19 protein-coding genes are annotated in these 16,697 nt (G+C 41.7%); 6 read left to right on the top strand and 13 right to left on the bottom strand.

The window, feature by feature from the left end; translation table 11 throughout:
* Positions 1-42: 42 nt before the first annotated feature.
* Positions 43-1,371, bottom strand: a complete 1,329-nt coding sequence (locus tag TY16_RS19485; protein WP_043933469.1) for a PhoH family protein — start codon at positions 1,369-1,371, stop codon at positions 43-45.
* A 156-nt stretch (positions 1,372-1,527) separates the two neighbouring features.
* Between TY16_RS19485 and TY16_RS19490 the strand changes: the two genes are divergently transcribed.
* The gene (locus tag TY16_RS19490; RefSeq protein ID WP_043933470.1) at positions 1,528-2,121 is read left to right on the top strand and encodes a YhcN/YlaJ family sporulation lipoprotein; all 594 of its coding nucleotides are present in this window, start codon (positions 1,528-1,530) and stop codon (positions 2,119-2,121) included.
* Positions 2,122-2,136: 15 nt separating this feature from the next.
* Here TY16_RS19490 and TY16_RS19495 read toward each other — a convergent pair whose 3' ends face one another.
* Complete coding sequence (locus TY16_RS19495) at positions 2,137-2,592, bottom strand: pyridoxamine 5'-phosphate oxidase family protein (protein ID WP_043933471.1); 456 nt, start codon at positions 2,590-2,592, stop codon at positions 2,137-2,139.
* A gap of 153 nt (positions 2,593-2,745) precedes the next feature.
* On the opposite strand from TY16_RS19495, the gene TY16_RS19500 reads away from it, so the two are divergent.
* Positions 2,746-2,946 (top strand): YlaI family protein, encoded by a 201-nt coding sequence (locus TY16_RS19500; RefSeq protein ID WP_043933472.1) that lies wholly within the window; start codon positions 2,746-2,748, stop codon positions 2,944-2,946.
* Positions 2,947-3,075: 129 nt separating this feature from the next.
* Here the strand turns inward: TY16_RS19500 and TY16_RS19505 are convergent, their stop codons facing one another.
* The 5 genes from TY16_RS19505 to TY16_RS19525 form a co-directional block, all read right to left on the bottom strand.
* Positions 3,076-3,366 (bottom strand): hypothetical protein, encoded by a 291-nt coding sequence (locus tag TY16_RS19505; RefSeq protein ID WP_043933473.1) that lies wholly within the window; start codon positions 3,364-3,366, stop codon positions 3,076-3,078.
* 16 nt (positions 3,367-3,382) lie between these two features.
* A complete protein-coding gene (locus TY16_RS19510; protein WP_043934847.1) occupies positions 3,383-3,682 on the bottom strand; it encodes a YlaH-like family protein in 300 nt (99 codons plus the stop codon).
* Positions 3,683-3,712: 30 nt separating this feature from the next.
* The gene (gene typA / locus TY16_RS19515) at positions 3,713-5,557 is read right to left on the bottom strand and encodes a translational GTPase TypA (RefSeq protein ID WP_043933474.1); all 1,845 of its coding nucleotides are present in this window, start codon (positions 5,555-5,557) and stop codon (positions 3,713-3,715) included.
* Between the two features lie 223 nt (positions 5,558-5,780).
* Complete coding sequence (locus TY16_RS19520) at positions 5,781-6,578, bottom strand: inositol monophosphatase family protein (protein ID WP_043933475.1); 798 nt, start codon at positions 6,576-6,578, stop codon at positions 5,781-5,783.
* 188 nt (positions 6,579-6,766) lie between these two features.
* Positions 6,767-6,961, bottom strand: coding sequence for a hypothetical protein (locus TY16_RS19525; protein WP_043933476.1), 195 nt, complete (start codon positions 6,959-6,961; stop codon positions 6,767-6,769).
* A gap of 177 nt (positions 6,962-7,138) precedes the next feature.
* Between TY16_RS19525 and TY16_RS19530 the strand changes: the two genes are divergently transcribed.
* Positions 7,139-7,759: a YktB family protein gene (locus tag TY16_RS19530; protein ID WP_043933477.1), complete on the top strand. Its 621-nt coding sequence runs from the start codon at positions 7,139-7,141 to the stop codon at positions 7,757-7,759.
* A gap of 137 nt (positions 7,760-7,896) precedes the next feature.
* On the opposite strand, the gene TY16_RS19535 is transcribed toward TY16_RS19530, so the two are convergent.
* Together TY16_RS19535 and TY16_RS19540 are read right to left on the bottom strand one after the other, a co-directional pair.
* The gene (locus tag TY16_RS19535) at positions 7,897-8,175 is read right to left on the bottom strand and encodes a UPF0223 family protein (protein WP_043933478.1); all 279 of its coding nucleotides are present in this window, start codon (positions 8,173-8,175) and stop codon (positions 7,897-7,899) included.
* 31 nt (positions 8,176-8,206) lie between these two features.
* Entirely contained in the window at positions 8,207-9,166 is a 960-nt protein-coding gene (locus tag TY16_RS19540; RefSeq protein WP_043933479.1) for an NAD(P)H-dependent flavin oxidoreductase, read from the bottom strand.
* A gap of 339 nt (positions 9,167-9,505) precedes the next feature.
* Between TY16_RS19540 and TY16_RS19545 the strand changes: the two genes are divergently transcribed.
* Entirely contained in the window at positions 9,506-10,978 is a 1,473-nt protein-coding gene (locus TY16_RS19545; protein ID WP_043933480.1) for an aminotransferase class I/II-fold pyridoxal phosphate-dependent enzyme, read from the top strand.
* A gap of 63 nt (positions 10,979-11,041) precedes the next feature.
* On the opposite strand, the gene TY16_RS19550 is transcribed toward TY16_RS19545, so the two are convergent.
* Both TY16_RS19550 and TY16_RS19555 read right to left on the bottom strand, forming a co-directional pair.
* Positions 11,042-11,164, bottom strand: coding sequence for a GapA-binding peptide SR1P (locus tag TY16_RS19550; protein WP_043933481.1), 123 nt, complete (start codon positions 11,162-11,164; stop codon positions 11,042-11,044).
* Between the two features lie 272 nt (positions 11,165-11,436).
* A complete protein-coding gene (locus TY16_RS19555; RefSeq protein ID WP_043933482.1) occupies positions 11,437-11,736 on the bottom strand; it encodes a DUF3055 domain-containing protein in 300 nt (99 codons plus the stop codon).
* Positions 11,737-11,892: 156 nt separating this feature from the next.
* Here TY16_RS19555 and TY16_RS19560 point away from each other — a divergent pair, with 156 nt between their 5' ends.
* Complete coding sequence (locus TY16_RS19560; RefSeq protein ID WP_197028424.1) at positions 11,893-12,330, top strand: DUF1885 family protein; 438 nt, start codon at positions 11,893-11,895, stop codon at positions 12,328-12,330.
* A gap of 875 nt (positions 12,331-13,205) precedes the next feature.
* Positions 13,206-13,589: a hypothetical protein gene (locus TY16_RS19565; protein ID WP_043933484.1), complete on the top strand. Its 384-nt coding sequence runs from the start codon at positions 13,206-13,208 to the stop codon at positions 13,587-13,589.
* 255 nt (positions 13,590-13,844) lie between these two features.
* Here the strand turns inward: TY16_RS19565 and lpdA are convergent, their stop codons facing one another.
* Entirely contained in the window at positions 13,845-15,254 is a 1,410-nt protein-coding gene (lpdA, locus tag TY16_RS19570; protein ID WP_043933485.1) for a dihydrolipoyl dehydrogenase, read from the bottom strand.
* A 3-nt stretch (positions 15,255-15,257) separates the two neighbouring features.
* Entirely contained in the window at positions 15,258-16,619 is a 1,362-nt protein-coding gene (locus TY16_RS19575; protein WP_043933486.1) for a dihydrolipoamide acetyltransferase family protein, read from the bottom strand.
* Positions 16,620-16,697: the final 78 nt, after the last annotated feature.

Raw genomic sequence — 16,697 nt, forward strand, 5'->3', positions numbered from 1 at the left:
GATAACCCTCCCCGTTAATCCGAGGTATGTTGATTGTATTATTTATAATAAATCCGCCGCAAGCCTTGCAAGTCCTGATCGCTCACCCTTCAATAGCTTCACATGGCCGGCAATTGGCTGATCCTTAAATTTTTCAACCACATATGTGAGCCCATTATTATATGCATCGAGATAAGGATGATCAATTTGCTCCGGGTCACCCATCAGGACTATTTTACTTCCTTCCCCTACTCTGGTAAGGATCGTTTTAACTTCGTGCTTGGTAAGATTTTGGGCTTCATCAATAATTATATACTGATCCGGAAGACTTCTGCCCCTAATATAAGTCAACCCCTCCACCTCAATTGAGCCAAGCCCTGCCAGGATAGCGTCCAGTTCACCAGGTTTCTTCGTATTGAATAAAAACTCAAGATTATCATAAATTGGCTGCATCCAGGGCCGGAGCTTCTCTTGTTTTTCTCCAGGTAAGAAACCAAGGTCTTTTCCGAGCGGAACAATTGGCCGGGCAACGAGCAATTTTTTAAATTCCTTAAGATCTTCAATCTGCATTAACCCGGCTGCAAGCGCCAGCAGCGTCTTTCCGGTTCCAGCTTTGCCTATCAGGGTTACTAGTGGGAGGTCCTTTCTCAACAAGAGTTCTAATGCCATCGTTTGTTGAACGTTTCGCGAGTGAATCCCCCAAACATGTTCATGCTTACCTACTAGTTTTTTTGCAACCCTGACAGACTTGTCTATAAGTCCTAAAGCGGAAGCCGAACTTCCAAGGGAATCCTTTATGATTACAAATTGATTGGGGTAAAATCTCTGTTTGCCAAGCTGGGTGACAAGAAGCTCTCCGCTCTTGTAAAATGCATTTATTAACTCAAGCGGAATTAGAACCTCCTGAAAACCATCATATAAATGGTCAGCTTCAACAACCCGATCGTTGAGGAAATCCTCCGCATTCAGTCCAATAGCATCTGCTTTAACGCGCACAAGCGCATCCTTACTGACTAGAATGACAGCTTTTCCATTCTCCTTTGCCTGTTCCTCTAAGAACAAATTCTTCGCTACCGCCAAAATTCTGTTATCATTCGTTTTTTCTGTGAAAATCTCCTGAAGTTCATGAAATGATCTGTGATTTAATTCAATTCTGAGATTCCCGCCATTTTCCAAAGGAATTTTTTCATGGAGTTTCCCTGTTTCCCTGAGGCTGTCTATTAGCCTTGATACCTGGCGGGCATTGCGGCCCACCTCATCCATATACCGTTTTTTCGAATCGACTTCCTCTAGTACAACTGCAGGAATAACAACTTCATTGTCCTCAAATGAAAAAAGTGAATACGGGTCCTGCAACAATACATTGGTGTCCAATACATATATTTTACTCAAGTGAATGCCTCCCGCTTCTATGGCCTCTATTCGACTTTTGGTAAAATATATGTTTTCAGGAATAAAGATAGACGATTTTCCGGACAATAATCTATATTAGCCGCGGCGAATTGGTATGATCTCTTTCGCGGCGCGCAATAAAGGAGATTGTGTCCCATGCAAAATTTCACCTTGTTAGCCGTGCTCCTTTTCCTGATTTCGGGATGCGGAGCAAATGGACAGTCGGCACAAAATCAGAAGAATAACAATGAGAATCAAGTGAAAGTACAAAGAGTTGAAACGACAGAGACTGACAGGGAAACTGGAAAACTCGCTGCAAGGCGGCTTGAGAAATTGGCGGCGGCTGTTCCCGAAGTAAATGGTGCCAATGCAGTTGTACTTGGCCGCTACGCAATTGTCGGCATAGATATTAATGCGGGAGTTGAAAGGTCGGAAGCAGGCGTTATTAAATATTCAGTTGCAGAGGCACTTAAGGATGACCCCCATGGAGCTCGTGCCATGGTTGTTGCCGACCCGGATATGAATGCAAGACTAAAAGAAATATCCGCTGATATCGACGCTGGGAGGCCCATTCAGGGGATCATGTATGAGTTAGCTGATATAGCAGGCAGGCTAGTCCCTGAAGTTCCTGCGAGGCATCCACAACCTGAAATTGGAAACGAAGTCGACGAACCCAAAAAACAGCTGAATTCAAATGAGAGAAAAAAACTTGAACAAAAACAAGAAGAAGAATCAAACTATCAAAAATAAAGCTTAGTCTGTTGACTAAGCTTTTTTCATCGCTTCCATGACCTGGATATCTAATTTTTCTGCGGCCTCTTTATCGTACGTTTTATCATATTGCGGTTCGCTGACCATCTTTGAACCATAAAACATGACATCATGAACCTCATGTATTTTAATTTCCACAAGCGCCAGCTTTAATGGGATTTCTTCTATTTTCTCGATTTTTATTGTTGCATGTCCATTAATTGAATAAGTTGATTCATTTGCGATAACACTTATGGCTACCGAATTGTTTTGTCTGATATTTTTAATAATCCTGGAACGGTTATCAACCGCAAAGAAAATGGTGGACTCATCTTTTGCCAACAGCCATGATATCGCACTTACGTTGGGCCCTCCTGTTTCATGATCAACAGTGGCCAGTGTGACGAAACGCTCATGCTGCAATTCATCAAATAACGGCTTGATGAGTTTTGATTCAACTTGATTAGGCATGCCTATCGCTCCCCTTCCATACTTGCCAGTAACCACATCTTACTATTTTTGGCCGGGCTCTTCAACCAGATTACAGCCATGGGGCTATATATAGGGAGTTGTCCATGATATAATTGGAACAAAGTGATAGCACAAAATTGAGGTGGGTTTAACTTGAAGGTAAAATGTGTTTTATGCGATACAATAGAGAGCATTCCCGATGATGCGTTGGAGGCTAAACGGCTTCGAAATCGTCCAATACATACGTACATGTGCGAGCCTTGCCATGAGAGGATATCCGAAAAGACGAATGAACGGATTGCTAGCGGCAATTTCCGCTTGTATCGAACTAAAGTAAACCAGGATGATTTTTAGAAAGGCGCAAGCGCGCTAAAGCTAGACAGTTCTCAAAGTAAAGACATACTTTCTGATATTTCATTAAAACACCCCCTGATGGAATTCCATCAGGGGGTGTTTTTTAGGTTTGGATTTTCGGGCACTAGCCTAGTTATTTGGGTAGTTGACGAATTTATCCGGTTCGAGGTTAATCTGATTCAGCATGACCTCAATCAACTCTCTGGGGAATCTTGTCTTTTTCGATTCACCTTCACGAACATAATGGACATAGTACATTTCTTCGTCTGTTTCAATTTTAATATCTGAAACTCCGTGATTCTCTACAAGCATTTCATCAAACATCTGCTTTGTTTCCTGGGCTGCAGTATCATCCGGACGAGCATCACTAACCACTTTAATTGTAAGCCAATTATAAAGAGTATCCTGTACAGATCTCACTTGCCATTCCCCCTGGTCAAGCTTGTTTACTTTCTTTCCTTTCCTGGTGGAGGCGGATCTTATAAATTATAAGGATAAGCGCCGCTACAACCAACCCTTCAGCGACAGGAAGAAAAATGCCCAGTGCTGTCAGGATAGTTCCACCCAAAGCAAGAAAGATATAGATAACTGCCTGTTTTAACAATGGGAGTTTTTTGGCGAAACCAAGCTTGTATACAATGATTGAAAGCACGACAATTGTCAAATACAAGGGCCAAGTTCCGTTTTCCTCCACATTGTAAAGAGCTGCAAAAAAGGATAGCCGATCATTCAGCATTGCTTCCATTTCTGCCGATCCTCCCCTACCCTAATTTATCTCTGAGTACTTTTTCTTTTTGGCCATCCGTTCCCGCTCATTCTTATCGAGAATCTTTTTGCGAAGGCGGATTGATTCCGGTGTAACTTCACAATACTCGTCTTCATTCAAATATTCAAGAGATTCTTCAAGTGTCATGATTCTTGGTTTTTTAATTGTTGATGTTTGATCCTTATTAGCTGAACGGACGTTTGTGGCTTGCTTGACCTTCGTAATATTAACGGTTATGTCGTTTTCACGGGTATGCTCGCCAACAATCATACCTTCATATATTTCAGTTCCCGGCTCAACAAAAATCGTGCCTCGGTCTTCAACCTGCATAATTCCATAAGTGGAAGCCTTACCAGATTCCATTGATACAAGAACTCCCTGTCGCCTTCCACCCACCTGGCCCGAAAGCATTGGCTGGTAGCTGTCAAATGTGTGATTAATAATTCCATATCCACGTGTCAGTGTCAGGAACTCTGTTGTGTATCCAATCAATCCCCTAGCTGGAACCATGAAAATCAGTCGAACCTGTCCGTTGCCACTATTAATCATATCAGACATTTCGCCTTTACGGGCACCAATTGATTCCATGACTCCACCTGTATATTCCTCAGGAATGTCAATTTGAACCCTCTCAATCGGTTCACAGCGAACACCATCAATTTCTTTTACAATAACTTCAGGCTTGGATACCTGAAGCTCGTACCCTTCACGCCGCATATTTTCAATCAAAATGGAAAGATGCAATTCACCCCTGCCGGAAACGATCCAGGCATCAGGGGAATCTGTATTTTCGACCTTTAGGCTTACATCTGTCTGAAGCTGAGCGTGCAAGCGTTCTTCAATTTTTCTTGAAGTCAAGTATTTGCCTTCCCTGCCAGCAAACGGACTGTTGTTTACAACAAATGTCATTTGCAATGTCGGTTCATCGATATGAAGGATAGGAAGAGCTTCCTGATGTTCGACTGGAGTAACAGTCTCGCCAACATTTATATCTTCCATTCCTGATACAGCAACAAGATCACCTGCAAATGCTTCCTGGATTTCCTGTCGTTTCAGGCCAAAGAAACCGAACAATTTCGAGACACGGAATTGTTTCACTGTTCCATCAAGTTTCATAAGTGCGACCTGTTGGCCAACTTTCATCGTTCCGCGGAATATACGTCCAATTCCGATACGGCCAACATAATCGTTATAATCAAGAAGGGCAACCTGGAATTGAAGTGGTTCCTCTCTATTATCAACAGGTGCCGGTATATGCTCAATGATGGACTCATATATTACCTGCATATTGTCTTCCTGTTTTGCAGGGTCTGGGTCCAGGCTTGCTGTTCCATTTAGTGCAGAAGCATAAACAACCGGGAATTCTAGCTGGTCTTCATTAGCATCAAGTTCAATAAACAAGTCAATTACTTCATCAATCACTTCCGCGGGACGAGCGAAATCGCGGTCAATTTTATTAACAACAACAATTGGTGTGAGGTTTTGCTCAAGAGCTTTTTTCAAGACAAACCTTGTCTGAGGCATCGTTCCTTCATATGCATCAACGACAAGCAGGACCCCATCAACCATTTTCATGATTCGTTCTACTTCTCCGCCGAAATCGGCATGTCCCGGGGTATCAAGGATGTTGATTTTTGCATCTTTGTATTGAATGGCTGTGTTTTTAGCCAGGATGGTAATTCCGCGTTCCCTTTCAAGGTCATTGGAATCCATTGCCCTCTCTTCAACGTGTTCATTTGACCTGAAAATACCAGACTGTTTTAAAAGCTGGTCAACAAGTGTGGTTTTACCGTGGTCGACGTGGGCGATGATCGCTATATTTCGAATATCATTTCTTAATTGCATTTATTTCCAACTCCTGCCTTATTATAAGGGATTTCGTAAATTTGATAGTAGTCCTTACGTACAACTAAAACATTATACCATAATTATCGTGAAAACATAGTATTTTTCTTCCAACCATAGATTTTATATTATTTTACCCAAAAATTGTCCGTGACCTACATATAATTATGTATACCCTGTTTATTGCTAATAAAAAAGCCAGCGGTTTCCCGCCAGCGATTTGTTACCATTTTCCACCTTTTAAGTATTGTTTCAGGATTTCTTCATGGAGAGCAGGATCCGCAGCAAAAATAGACGATTTATTCAGGAAGTCGAGTTTATTGCCATGAAGGTCGGTAACCTTGCCGCCGAGTTCTTCGACAATAACGGCCCCTCCGGCAAAATCCCATGGAGCCAGCCTAGGGGACAAATATGCATTTACCCTTCCTGTAGCTACATATATAAGCTCCAGTGCCGCAGAACCGTACGATCTGGCGCCGCGTGCATCCCGTACAAGAGGGATGACCATGTTATGGTCAATCATGTCATTTTGCATTACCCATGTTATGTTAAGGGCAAGTATTGCCTCTTTCACTACCGATTTCCCGAGCTTAGGGAGCTCTTTTTCGTTTAAGAAGGCACCCTTCCCGATAAAAGCATGGTAAAGTTCATCATGGACAATATCATAAATAAGCCCTATTTTACCAACGCCATCCTCATAAATGCCAATTGAAATAGCAAAGTTGCGCTGCTGATGGACAAAGTTCATTGTTCCATCAATTGGATCAATTATCCAAACAATTCCATCCAAATCGGTAAATGTATCTCCAAAACCTTCCTCGCCCAAAATGCGATGACCCGGGTATGCTTCCCTAATTTTTTCAATGAAAAATTGTTCCGTTTCTCTATCCATGTCAGTAACAAGATCGTTCGGATTTGATTTCGTGTGGATATTTAAGGTTTTATCAAAAGAAGAACGAATTCTGTCTCCTGCTTCATATACCCATTCCTTTGCGTTCTCATATAATTTCTCCCAATCCATGCCATAACCTCCAATGATTTCACGACGCATTCACTGTTTAGATTATACAAAAAAGGCCTTGCCTTCAACTTCTAGGATTCCCCTTCGACAAAATAATAAACGAACTCACCAGCATGGCCAGGAGTCCGTTTAAATCAGGGGGTTTCGTTCTTTTCATTATTTCTATTTGACTTCCTCTCCGCATTTCTTTATAGTGCTTTGAGCCTCAGCAGTTCCTGACGGATTTTTTCAAGACGGAGCTTACAAGTGCGCTTTTCCTCTTCGTTGTTTTCACTCATCGCATCAAACAAAGTTGCCAGTTCATAATCCATCTCAAGTTTCAATACTGCTGTTCTTTCTTTATCGTATGCCTTTTTTCTTGTCGAATTAATTAACTGTTTCATAATTGGAGCACTCCTTTTCATCTATATACTGATTTTTCAGTTTTTTACTATCATAGTATGAGCCAATTAAGAAAACGGCATTAAAATGTGCTTTTGACTCATATGAAATGTTTATAAATTTCCCTATCTTTCACGATATGCTAAAATAGCAATAGTTTGTGAAAGCGGGAGGTCTATATGGGATTTAATGGTTTTACTGAAGATGATTTCAATGTATTTAAAATCGATGGGCTTGAATCCCGGATGGATGGGATCATAACACACATCCGTCCTAAACTTGAATTTCTCGGCAATCATTTTGCATCAGCCTTATCCATTACTGCCGGGGAAGAATTGTTTGCCCATGTTGCTAAACATGCCAGGAGGACGAAGAATCCCCCTAATGATACATGGGTTGCGTTTGCTGCTAATCCCCGCGGATATAAAATGGTACCCCATTTTCAGATTGGCCTTTGGGAAACCCATTTGTTTGTCTGGTTTGCCGTCATTTATGAGTGCCAGGGAAAGCAATCCATCGGTAAAGCTTTTATAAATAACCTTACTGAAATCCATCAATCAATTCCCGGGAATTTTGTCTGGTCCGAAGACCATACCAAACCTGGTGCAACGAAGCATAGCAGCCTTAGCAAGGATGATCTGGAAGCTTCTTTTCAGCGGCTCTTAGATGTTAAGAAGGCTGAAATTCTTTGTGGCTATCACTTCGATCGAGACTCGGTTATTAAGATGGGCCCATCGGAATTACTTAAGAATATTGAAGATGTATTTAAGAAAATAGTACCCCTATATAAATTGTCATAAACCTGCAAATTATTATTGAAAAATAAAGCTGTCGTAATAGCCAATAAAAAAAGGTCTCAGAGGCTTCTCTGTGACCTTTTTTTGATACCTGTCCCGATCCTACCCGCTGCACCTGATACGGAGGCAGGGTTTTTAGTTTATTTTCGTTTCATCCTAATTGTTTCCCCACTTGATTCTTCCTTTCCTTTCGTAACGGTCCGATAAGGGGAATAGCCGCTCATTTGCTCAAACTCCCCGAATAGTTTTTTCTCTTCCGCTTTAGATGGAACAACTGCTTTGAAGCTTCTATAAGCATTCATCAGTTTATCCCGATTAACCCCTTTTTCATATGCTTCCTCTATTACCTGGAAAAATTGAATAACCTGAATGGTTTCATCTGTAGTCCATGTATAATCAATTGGATATTGATAGTCCATTCTATATCACCTGCTTTAACTAACTTTTGTATTACTTTCCCCACTTATTTCTTATTGCAGCGGCTTCCTTTATTAGCTTGTCCATCAGTTCCTTCGCAGTCGGAATATCTTGAATCAGGCCAATTGCCTGGCCGGCCCATCCAAAGCCCTCATCCTCTTTCCCATCATGAATAAACCTCATGTTAGCTGCCCCACTGATATATTCCCTTAATTCTTCGTACCCGGCACCTTGTTGTTCCAGCTCAAGGATTTTGTTTGTCCATTTATTTTGAATTGCTCTCCCTGGAGCACCCAGTGACCTTTTTATAATAGTAGTGTCCAACTCACTTGATTCAATTAACGCCTTCTTATAAGCATCACTTGCATGTATACATTCTTTTACGGCAATAAACCTTGTCCCCATTTCTATACCCTCTGCACCAAGGGCCAGGGCAGCCATGAGGCCTCTTCCATCTGCAATTCCGCCAGAAGCTATGACCGGGATTGAAATCGCATCGACCACACTTGGAATTAACACTACTGTACCAACATCATCCTTGCCAAGATGGCCGCCTCCTTCCTGGCCAACTACCATAACAGCATCGGCACCAAACTGCTCAGCCTTTAGCGCCTGTCTCCTCGAGGCAACCAGTACAAGTTTTTTGATCCCCGTGCTATCGAGCCGCTCCAGCAATGGTGCTGGATTTCCCCCGGTTACAGATATTGCTGGAACCTTTTCTTCGATGGCAATTTCCAGGAATTCTTCGTAAGGCCTTCCATGTTGACCGATTGCAAAATTCACACCGAATGGCTTTTCTGTCAGTTTTCTAACGTTTTTGATTTCATTACGTAAATCATCAGGGGTTAACAAGGACATTGCCGTAATTTGCCCTAAGCCACCCGCATTCGAAACAGCAGCAGCGAGCTCTGAGTAAGCTAGATGGGCAAGCCCTCCTTGAATAATTGGATATTCAATTGACAATAGCTCAGTCACTCTTGTATTCCAATCCATTGGTTCCTCCTCCAATTCTTATGTATTCATTTGTTCAAGTTCATTATAGGTTATTTTAATGATGGTAAGGGAAACTACATTTACATAAGGAAAATTTTAATATTACTTTTTTCTGTCTTGTGCCGCTCCGAGAAGCAGTTAGAGCAGTTTCCTTTGTGGATTATATATTCTTTCATTTTATAACACAGCAGGAAACAATCTCTTTCTATGCAAAACGAAGCATAAGTGCTATAATTCTTTTGTTTTATGCCTATAAAAAATTACTGGTTTATAATTGGCGCCAATACGGACGCATCATGCGCCCATAAAGATATTTTTAGCAAAGAGGTGTGGAGAAATTTGTCCCAAAACGAAACACCGCTATTCAGCGGACTAGTTGCTCACGCAAAGAAAAAACCAATTCAATTCCATATCCCTGGCCATAAAAAAGGCTCAGGCACAGACCCCGAGTTCCGGGAATTTATTGGAGACAATGCTTTGAGCATTGACCTTATCAATATTGGTCCACTCGATGACCTTCATGCCCCGAAAGGAATTATAAAGCAGGCACAGGATCTTGCTGCGGAAGCATTTGGTGCAGATCATACATTTTTCTCAGTTCAGGGAACAAGCGGAGCGATTATGACAATGGTCATGACTGTTTGTGGGCCTGGAGATAAAATTATCGTTCCAAGGAACGTCCATAAGTCTATTATGTCGGCAATCGTATTTTCAGGAGCAATTCCGGTCTTTATTCATCCTGAAATTGATAAGGATCTCGGCATTTCACATGGAATCACCACTGAATCCGTCGCAAGGGCTCTTGACCAGCACCCCGATGCCAAAGGTGTATTGGTCATTAACCCAACCTATTTTGGCGTCTCGGCCGATCTCCGTAAAATTGTCGAGATTGCCCACTCTTATAACGTACCAGTTCTTGTCGACGAGGCGCATGGTGTCCATATACATTTCCATGAGGAACTTCCTCTTTCTGCAATGCAAGCCGGAGCCGACATGGCAGCCACTAGCGTCCACAAGCTAGGGGGATCTATGACCCAAAGTTCAATATTGAATGTTAGAGAAGGACTTGTATCTTCAAAACGGGTTCAATCCATTCTCAGCATGCTGACAACAACTTCAACATCCTACCTCCTGCTTGCTTCCCTGGATACAGCACGCAGACGGTTAGCAATGGATGGCCGCGAACTCATCCAAAAAACAATCGAGCTAGCCCAGTGGATTCGCAAGAGCATAAATGATATTGATAAACTCTATTGTGTAGGTTCAGAAATCCTAAATTCCAAAGCAGCATTTGATTATGATCCAACCAAACTGATCATCTCCGTGAAGAATCTAGGAATAACTGGCTATGAAGTGGAAAAATGGCTTCGAGAAAAATACAATATTGAAGTCGAATTATCAGACCTTTATAACATTCTCTGTATTATTACACCAGGAGATACCCAGAATGAGGCTGAGATCCTTGTCAACGCGCTCACAGAATTAGCGGATGAATTTGCCCATAAAGCTGAGGAACCAAAGCCACTAGAGGTGTTTCTTCCTGAGATCCCTCTGCTTGCTCTTACACCAAGGGATGCGTTTTATAGTGAAACCGAAGTCGTTCCTTTTGACGAGTCTGAGGGCAGAATTACAGCAGAATTTGTGATGGTTTATCCTCCTGGTATTCCAATAATGATTCCTGGTGAAATTATTACAAGCGAGAACCTCCTTTATATTAGAAAAAATCTAGAGGTTGGCCTGCCTGTCCAGGGTCCGGAAGACGACCAAATCAAATCGATTCGGGTAATCAAGGAATACAAAGCGATAAAATGATGATTAAAATAAAAACAGGATTCCAAATGGAATCCTGTTTTTATATTGAGTAATAGTTGATTTTTAAAGATCCTCATCGTGAGAATGGCATTTATTGCAGGAGCACTTTGAATAAAGAACAGTTACCTTTTCATCTTCAAAATGATCAATCGTTGAATTGCAATCTTGGCATACAATTGTTCCCATCTTGATCAACTCCTTTTTGAGTTCGGAATAGTTAGTAGTTTTTGTTTCTTGATTCTATAATAGTATAACCTTATTAAAAAATCAAGCTAAAAAGTATGACACTTTTAATATTAATTACGTTATATATTCCCGAAATGTATGTATATATGTGTTTTTTGTATTATTAAGACTCAACTATATATAAGGTAAGAAATTTTGGCTTTCCCCTTTTAAGCAGGAATAAAGCAAATATAATGGCTGACCCAAAGTTCTGGGACAGCCAAATTATAAAGCTATTCATATTGTGGTTGGAATGGTACTGATGGCAGGATTCCAGTAAGGAACTCCGCCAAATCTTCAGCCTGCCCTTCTCCATTAATGCGGAACACTTGCTGGAGATAATGCAGATCATTCAGGTCATTGGGATCAAGGAGGACAGATCGGCCGGTTTGCATGCAAACGACAAGAGGTTTTCCGAAAAACAGGGAGGAGTATACAATCCCAAAATCATAGCGGGCATTATCGGTGGCGAATCCAGTGAATCGAACTTTTACATTTTCATGTTCGTCATATAGCTTTTCGAAAAAATCCATAACATTCCTCCTTATTAGTTATTAGAATATTATTATAATTCAGATATCAGGTTTTATCAAGTATAAACCCTTTTTATCTTTTAACGTTGTTCAAAATTTTTAAACAATGCTACAATGTAGGTGAACAGAAATATCGGATTACAAGGGGGAATGGTGATGGCTGAGAATGCGTATATTAAACTTGTGCCTTCATCTGCTAAACTATCAATAACATTAGATGAATTGAAGGAATACTTCCATTACTACAAAGAAATTACCTCTAAAACAGGTAAACAAGTTAATTGGGAATATGGAGAAACAGCATTTCCCTATGAGCTTAAGGAAACATCCGAAGGCAAAGGCCAGTGGTTTTATCTTTCTTCAGCAAACCCTGAATTATATTATGCCATTATCCTTGGGGTAGGACAGGAAGCAGTGGAAGCCGATGATGGGACAACCGCGCTGCGCCAATACATACAAGTAACCTTGCCGGAAGGCGCAACCGCTGGGGACAAAGGAAAAGCAAATGAGTTCTGCAAATTCCTTGCTAAAAAACTCCAGGCAGAACTGCACTTATTCAATGGAAGAATCATGTATTATAATCCAAGAAAATAATTTGGACATTAAAGCATGGCACCCTCTTAGGGTGCTTTTTTCGTTCAATTATTTGGCTGTCAAACTAGTATGTTGATTCCGCTACACAAATCGTAGAGACAGGCGGCACTTTGCCTGTCACGAGGTGCTTCGCTTTCCGTGGGGCGGGCGGTGAGAATGTCTAGCTGCCCCCACCAGGACGTTGAATTATCATCCCCGAAAGGGCATCACAGGAGAAAATGCGTTTTCCATTTTCGAACGATTCTTCACGCCTTCCGCTCCAATCAACACTGTTATAAAATCAACAATATCCAACTAATAACACAGCCAATGCTTGAGGAATTTTGTTTATCCAGCTTTTAGCATCCAGCTCTACTAGGATATTCGCCCACCTTTACCCGCACAAAAAGTATCATCCCCTCCTCCTCCCTATAAAAACACCTTTACCTATTTTTAATGCAGCCAGGACATTGTGAAATGAAACGATGCATATAATCCAAGACTGAGGGATGTTACAACTATAGTCTTTACCCAAGAGTTAACCAATCTCTTGCAGATAGTCATACCTAAATTTAAAAAGACGAGGAACATAAGAAAGTTATATAGTGGATGGTCATGTTTTGAAAGCCACTCTGTTAATGTATATCCGCTCCAGACCATAAATTGGAGGACCAATGCTACGTATATTTTCATCGGATCACCAGCCTGTAATAATCAAGCAAGCGAAAGGCGCTTCCTTATTGGATTATATGCAGGTGTATCCTTGTCTATTTTTCATTTCTGTAACATTTAGATGACAACCAAAGTTTGTAAAATTTACTGTGATAAAATAAGGGCGATGTTAGAGAAATATTCATTACGGGGGTAAATTCCGGAAAGAAAATGGAGGCAAATTGATGAAGGCTTTTCCTCTTTATATACTTGTTTTAGTCCTAGTAGTCACATCATCCTGCAGCAAAGACAATCAAGATAAACTACCCCTGGATAAAAATATCAAACAGGTTATATTCTTTTCGGAAGAGAATCAGTATGAACATGAAGCGGCGTACTATGACGCCTTAATTGAACTAAAAAAGGAATATCCAAATGAAATGGAAAACCTTATGGTTCTCTCCGAAAAGGAATACTTTGATGATTTTGATATTCCTTCAGGCCCGGCGCTGATTGTTATTTATAAAGAAGAAATTATGGTAAAGATAAATGGAGACGTGTCTAAAGATCAAATTTTCAAACCAGTATCCCAGGCATTTTCTACCTCCAAACCTTTAAAAGCAAATTAAAGCCCTCCCCACAGCGGGAAGGGCTTTATTTTAATATTTGTGCTTTAGCATCCGGTTACCAGGCCATACGGCGCTAAACGGGAGCTTTCGCTTTTCTCTGTCCAGCTGCAGCTCCCAACGCCTAGTGTCCTTCGGTCCTCTCACTACGATAAGTCAACATCGAATCGCCCTTAAGGGGCTTCTTCGTGTTTCCTTTATCTCATGTCGAGGCCCTCCAGGCCATACGGCGCTGAACGGGAGCTTTCGCTTTTATTTTTACTTCATGATGTGGATTGGGTTGCCTAGTGCTACTTCTGCAGTTTCCATTGTAATTTCACCAAGTGTTGGATGCGCATGAATTGTCATGGCAACATCTTCTGCTGTCATCCCGCCTTCAATAGCAAGACCAAGCTCAGAAATCATGTCGGATGCACCAGCGCCCGCAATTTGGCCACCAATTAGCAAACCATCTTCCTTACGGGTGATAAGTTTCATAAATCCGTCTGACTCGTTAAGAGAAAGAGCACGGCCGTTAGCTGCAAATGGGAACTTGGCTGCAACGACTTCAATACCCTCTTCTTTTGCTTGCTGCTCTGTGTATCCAACAGAAGCCAATTCAGGATCTGAGAACACAACGGCAGGAATTGCAAGGTAATCAATTTCAGAAGGATGGCCAGCAATCGCTTCAGCTGCAATTTTTGCCTCATAAGAAGCTTTATGTGCAAGTGGAGGGCCAGCAACAACATCGCCAATAGCGTAAATGTTGCTTACGCTAGTGCGGCATTGCTTATCAATCTTGATAACTCCGCGATCAGTCATTTCGACTCCAGCCTGTTCAAGTCCAAGTTCATCCGTATTAGGACGGCGGCCAACCATAACGAATACATAATCGGCATCAATTTTCTTTTCTTCGCCTTTTACTTCATATGATACAGTTACGCCATCTTCTCTTTCTTCTACACCTTTAGCAAGTGCTTTAGTAACAACCTCAGCACCTTTTTTCTTAAGATTCTTCTTAACTAATGCAGACATTTGCTTTTCAAATCCATTGAGGATTTCGTCCGCACCTTCAAGAATGGTTACTTTCGTTCCAAAGGCAGCGTAAGCACCGCCAAGCTCAGTACCGATATAACCACCACCGATTACAACAATGCTCTTAGGAAGTTCCTGAAGGTTTAGAGCGCCTGTTGAATCGAGAACGCGTTTAGAGTATTTGAATGCTGGAATCTCAATTGGACGGGATCCTGTAGCGACAATAGCATTTTTAAAAGTATAAGTCTGAGATGACTTTTCATCCATGACTTTAAGTGTATTGGCATCTACAAAATATGCTTCACCATACACAACATCTATTTTATTTCCTTTTAATAATCCCGCTACTCCACCTGTCAACTTCTTCACAACGCCCGCTTTGAACTCTTGTACCTTTGAGAAATCCAAAGTGACATTATCAGCTTTAACACCCATATCCTCTGAATTTTTCGCATGTTCATAACGGTGTCCCGCAGAAATTAGAGCTTTAGAAGGAATACAGCCGACGTTTAGGCAAACACCGCCAACAGTCCCTTTTTCAACAACCGTTACTTTTTGGCCAAGCTGTGCGGCACGGATGGCGGCAACATATCCGCCAGGGCCCGCGCCGATTACTATTGTGTCTGTTTCAATTGGAAAATCTCCTACTACCATGTTTTACCCCTCCATTAACAAGAGTTCTGGATCGTTCAATAAACGTTTGATATGGTTCAATGCATTTTGTGCAGTTGCACCATCAATCATCCTGTGGTCGAAGCTTAGCGACAAAGCAAGTACGCGCGCAGGTACAATTTCACCATTTTTCACAATTGGTTTTTCCGCAATTCGGCCTACACCAAGGATTGCTACTTCCGGATGGTTGATTACTGGAGTAAACCATTGGCCTCCAGCAGATCCGATATTTGAAATTGTACAAGAAGCACCTTTCATTTCGTTTGGTGCAAGCTTGCCATCACGTGCCTTTCCTGCAAGCTCATTAATTTCATTAGAGATGGAGAAGACTGACTTGCGGTCCGCATCTTTAACTACTGGTACCAACAAACCTTTTTCAGTATCTGCTGCAATACCAATATTGTAGTAATGCTTATGAATGATTTCACTGGTTTCATCATCTAATGATGTATTCAACGCTGGGAATTCACGCAATGCACTTGTCAAAGCCTTAACGATATAAGGTAAGAATGTGAGCTTAATGCCTTTTTGGGCAGCTACTTCTTTGAACTTTTTACGATGATCCCAAAGCTTCGAAACATCAACTTCATCCATAAGAGTAACATGTGGAGCAGTATGCTTGGAATTAACCATTGCTTTTGCAATAGCCTTTCTTATTCCGCTCATTTTTTCCCTTGTTTCAGGGTACTGTCCTTCTGGAACAACTGTAGCTGCCGCTTTAGTTTCTTCTTTTGCTTCAGCAGCTTGTGCAGCAGGTGCTGCTTGTGCAGGAGCTTGGGAAGCCTGGCCGCCTGCAAGGAAAGTATCGATATCGCCTTTCAGAACTCGGCTGTTGTTTCCAGTACCAGCTACCATACGGATATCCACGCCTTTTTCACGAGCGTATTTCCGTACAGAAGGCATTGCAATTATCCTGCGGTCAGGGTCAACTTCAACCTGTGGAGTTGCCGCTGCGCCAGCGCCTGTTGCGCCAGTTGCCTCAGGAGTCTTAGCCTCTTCTTTTTTAATATCCTGTCCTGCTTCAAGAGTGGATTGGACCTGAGCTTCTGTTTTCTCCTGTGCAGGAGCTTCATCAGCCTCGTCACCTTTGAATGACATATTTTCATATCCAGGTGCATCAAAAGTTATTAGTACTTGTCCAACAGTTGCAACTGTACCTTCACCGACCATTACATCAAGAACAGTTCCTTCTACTGGAGACGGAATTTCAACAACAGCTTTATCGTTTTGTACTTCACAAAGAACATCGTCTTCCTGTACTTTATCGCCTGGCTTTACAAACCATTTGACGATTTCTCCTTCATGAATGCCTTCACCGATGTCAGGCATTTTGAATTGGAATGACATGAATTCACCCTCCTAAAATTTTCGCAAGCCTGCCGCTACAATCAAGGACAGCCCTAACAGAAGCGGTCAGGCCTGCAT

It is taken from the genome of Bacillus sp. EB01 (genome assembly GCF_000613125.1).
In the GTDB taxonomy this organism is placed as follows: Bacteria; Bacillota; Bacilli; order Bacillales; family Cytobacillaceae; genus Bacillus_D.

What these genes read in the sequence shown, in the direction of transcription:
- TY16_RS19550 (WP_043933481.1), bottom strand. Translation starts at nt 11,164, where the DNA reads ATGGGAACAATTGTATGCCAAGATTGCAATTCAACGATTGATCATTTT.
- TY16_RS19565 (WP_043933484.1), top strand. Translation starts at nt 13,206, where the DNA reads ATGAAGGCTTTTCCTCTTTATATACTTGTTTTAGTCCTAGTAGTCACA.
- lpdA (WP_043933485.1), bottom strand. Translation starts at nt 15,254, where the DNA reads ATGGTAGTAGGAGATTTTCCAATTGAAACAGACACAATAGTAATCGGC.
- TY16_RS19560 (WP_197028424.1), top strand. Translation starts at nt 11,893, where the DNA reads ATGGCTGAGAATGCGTATATTAAACTTGTGCCTTCATCTGCTAAACTA.
- TY16_RS19530 (WP_043933477.1), top strand. Translation starts at nt 7,139, where the DNA reads ATGGGATTTAATGGTTTTACTGAAGATGATTTCAATGTATTTAAAATC.
- TY16_RS19575 (WP_043933486.1), bottom strand. Translation starts at nt 16,619, where the DNA reads ATGTCATTCCAATTCAAAATGCCTGACATCGGTGAAGGCATTCATGAA.
- TY16_RS19495 (WP_043933471.1), bottom strand. Translation starts at nt 2,592, where the DNA reads ATGCCTAATCAAGTTGAATCAAAACTCATCAAGCCGTTATTTGATGAA.
- TY16_RS19510 (WP_043934847.1), bottom strand. Translation starts at nt 3,682, where the DNA reads ATGCTGAATGATCGGCTATCCTTTTTTGCAGCTCTTTACAATGTGGAG.
- TY16_RS19525 (WP_043933476.1), bottom strand. Translation starts at nt 6,961, where the DNA reads ATGAAACAGTTAATTAATTCGACAAGAAAAAAGGCATACGATAAAGAA.
- typA (WP_043933474.1), bottom strand. Translation starts at nt 5,557, where the DNA reads ATGCAATTAAGAAATGATATTCGAAATATAGCGATCATCGCCCACGTC.
- TY16_RS19555 (WP_043933482.1), bottom strand. Translation starts at nt 11,736, where the DNA reads ATGGATTTTTTCGAAAAGCTATATGACGAACATGAAAATGTAAAAGTT.
- TY16_RS19520 (WP_043933475.1), bottom strand. Translation starts at nt 6,578, where the DNA reads ATGGATTGGGAGAAATTATATGAGAACGCAAAGGAATGGGTATATGAA.
- TY16_RS19535 (WP_043933478.1), bottom strand. Translation starts at nt 8,175, where the DNA reads ATGGACTATCAATATCCAATTGATTATACATGGACTACAGATGAAACC.
- TY16_RS19490 (WP_043933470.1), top strand. Translation starts at nt 1,528, where the DNA reads ATGCAAAATTTCACCTTGTTAGCCGTGCTCCTTTTCCTGATTTCGGGA.
- TY16_RS19540 (WP_043933479.1), bottom strand. Translation starts at nt 9,166, where the DNA reads ATGGATTGGAATACAAGAGTGACTGAGCTATTGTCAATTGAATATCCA.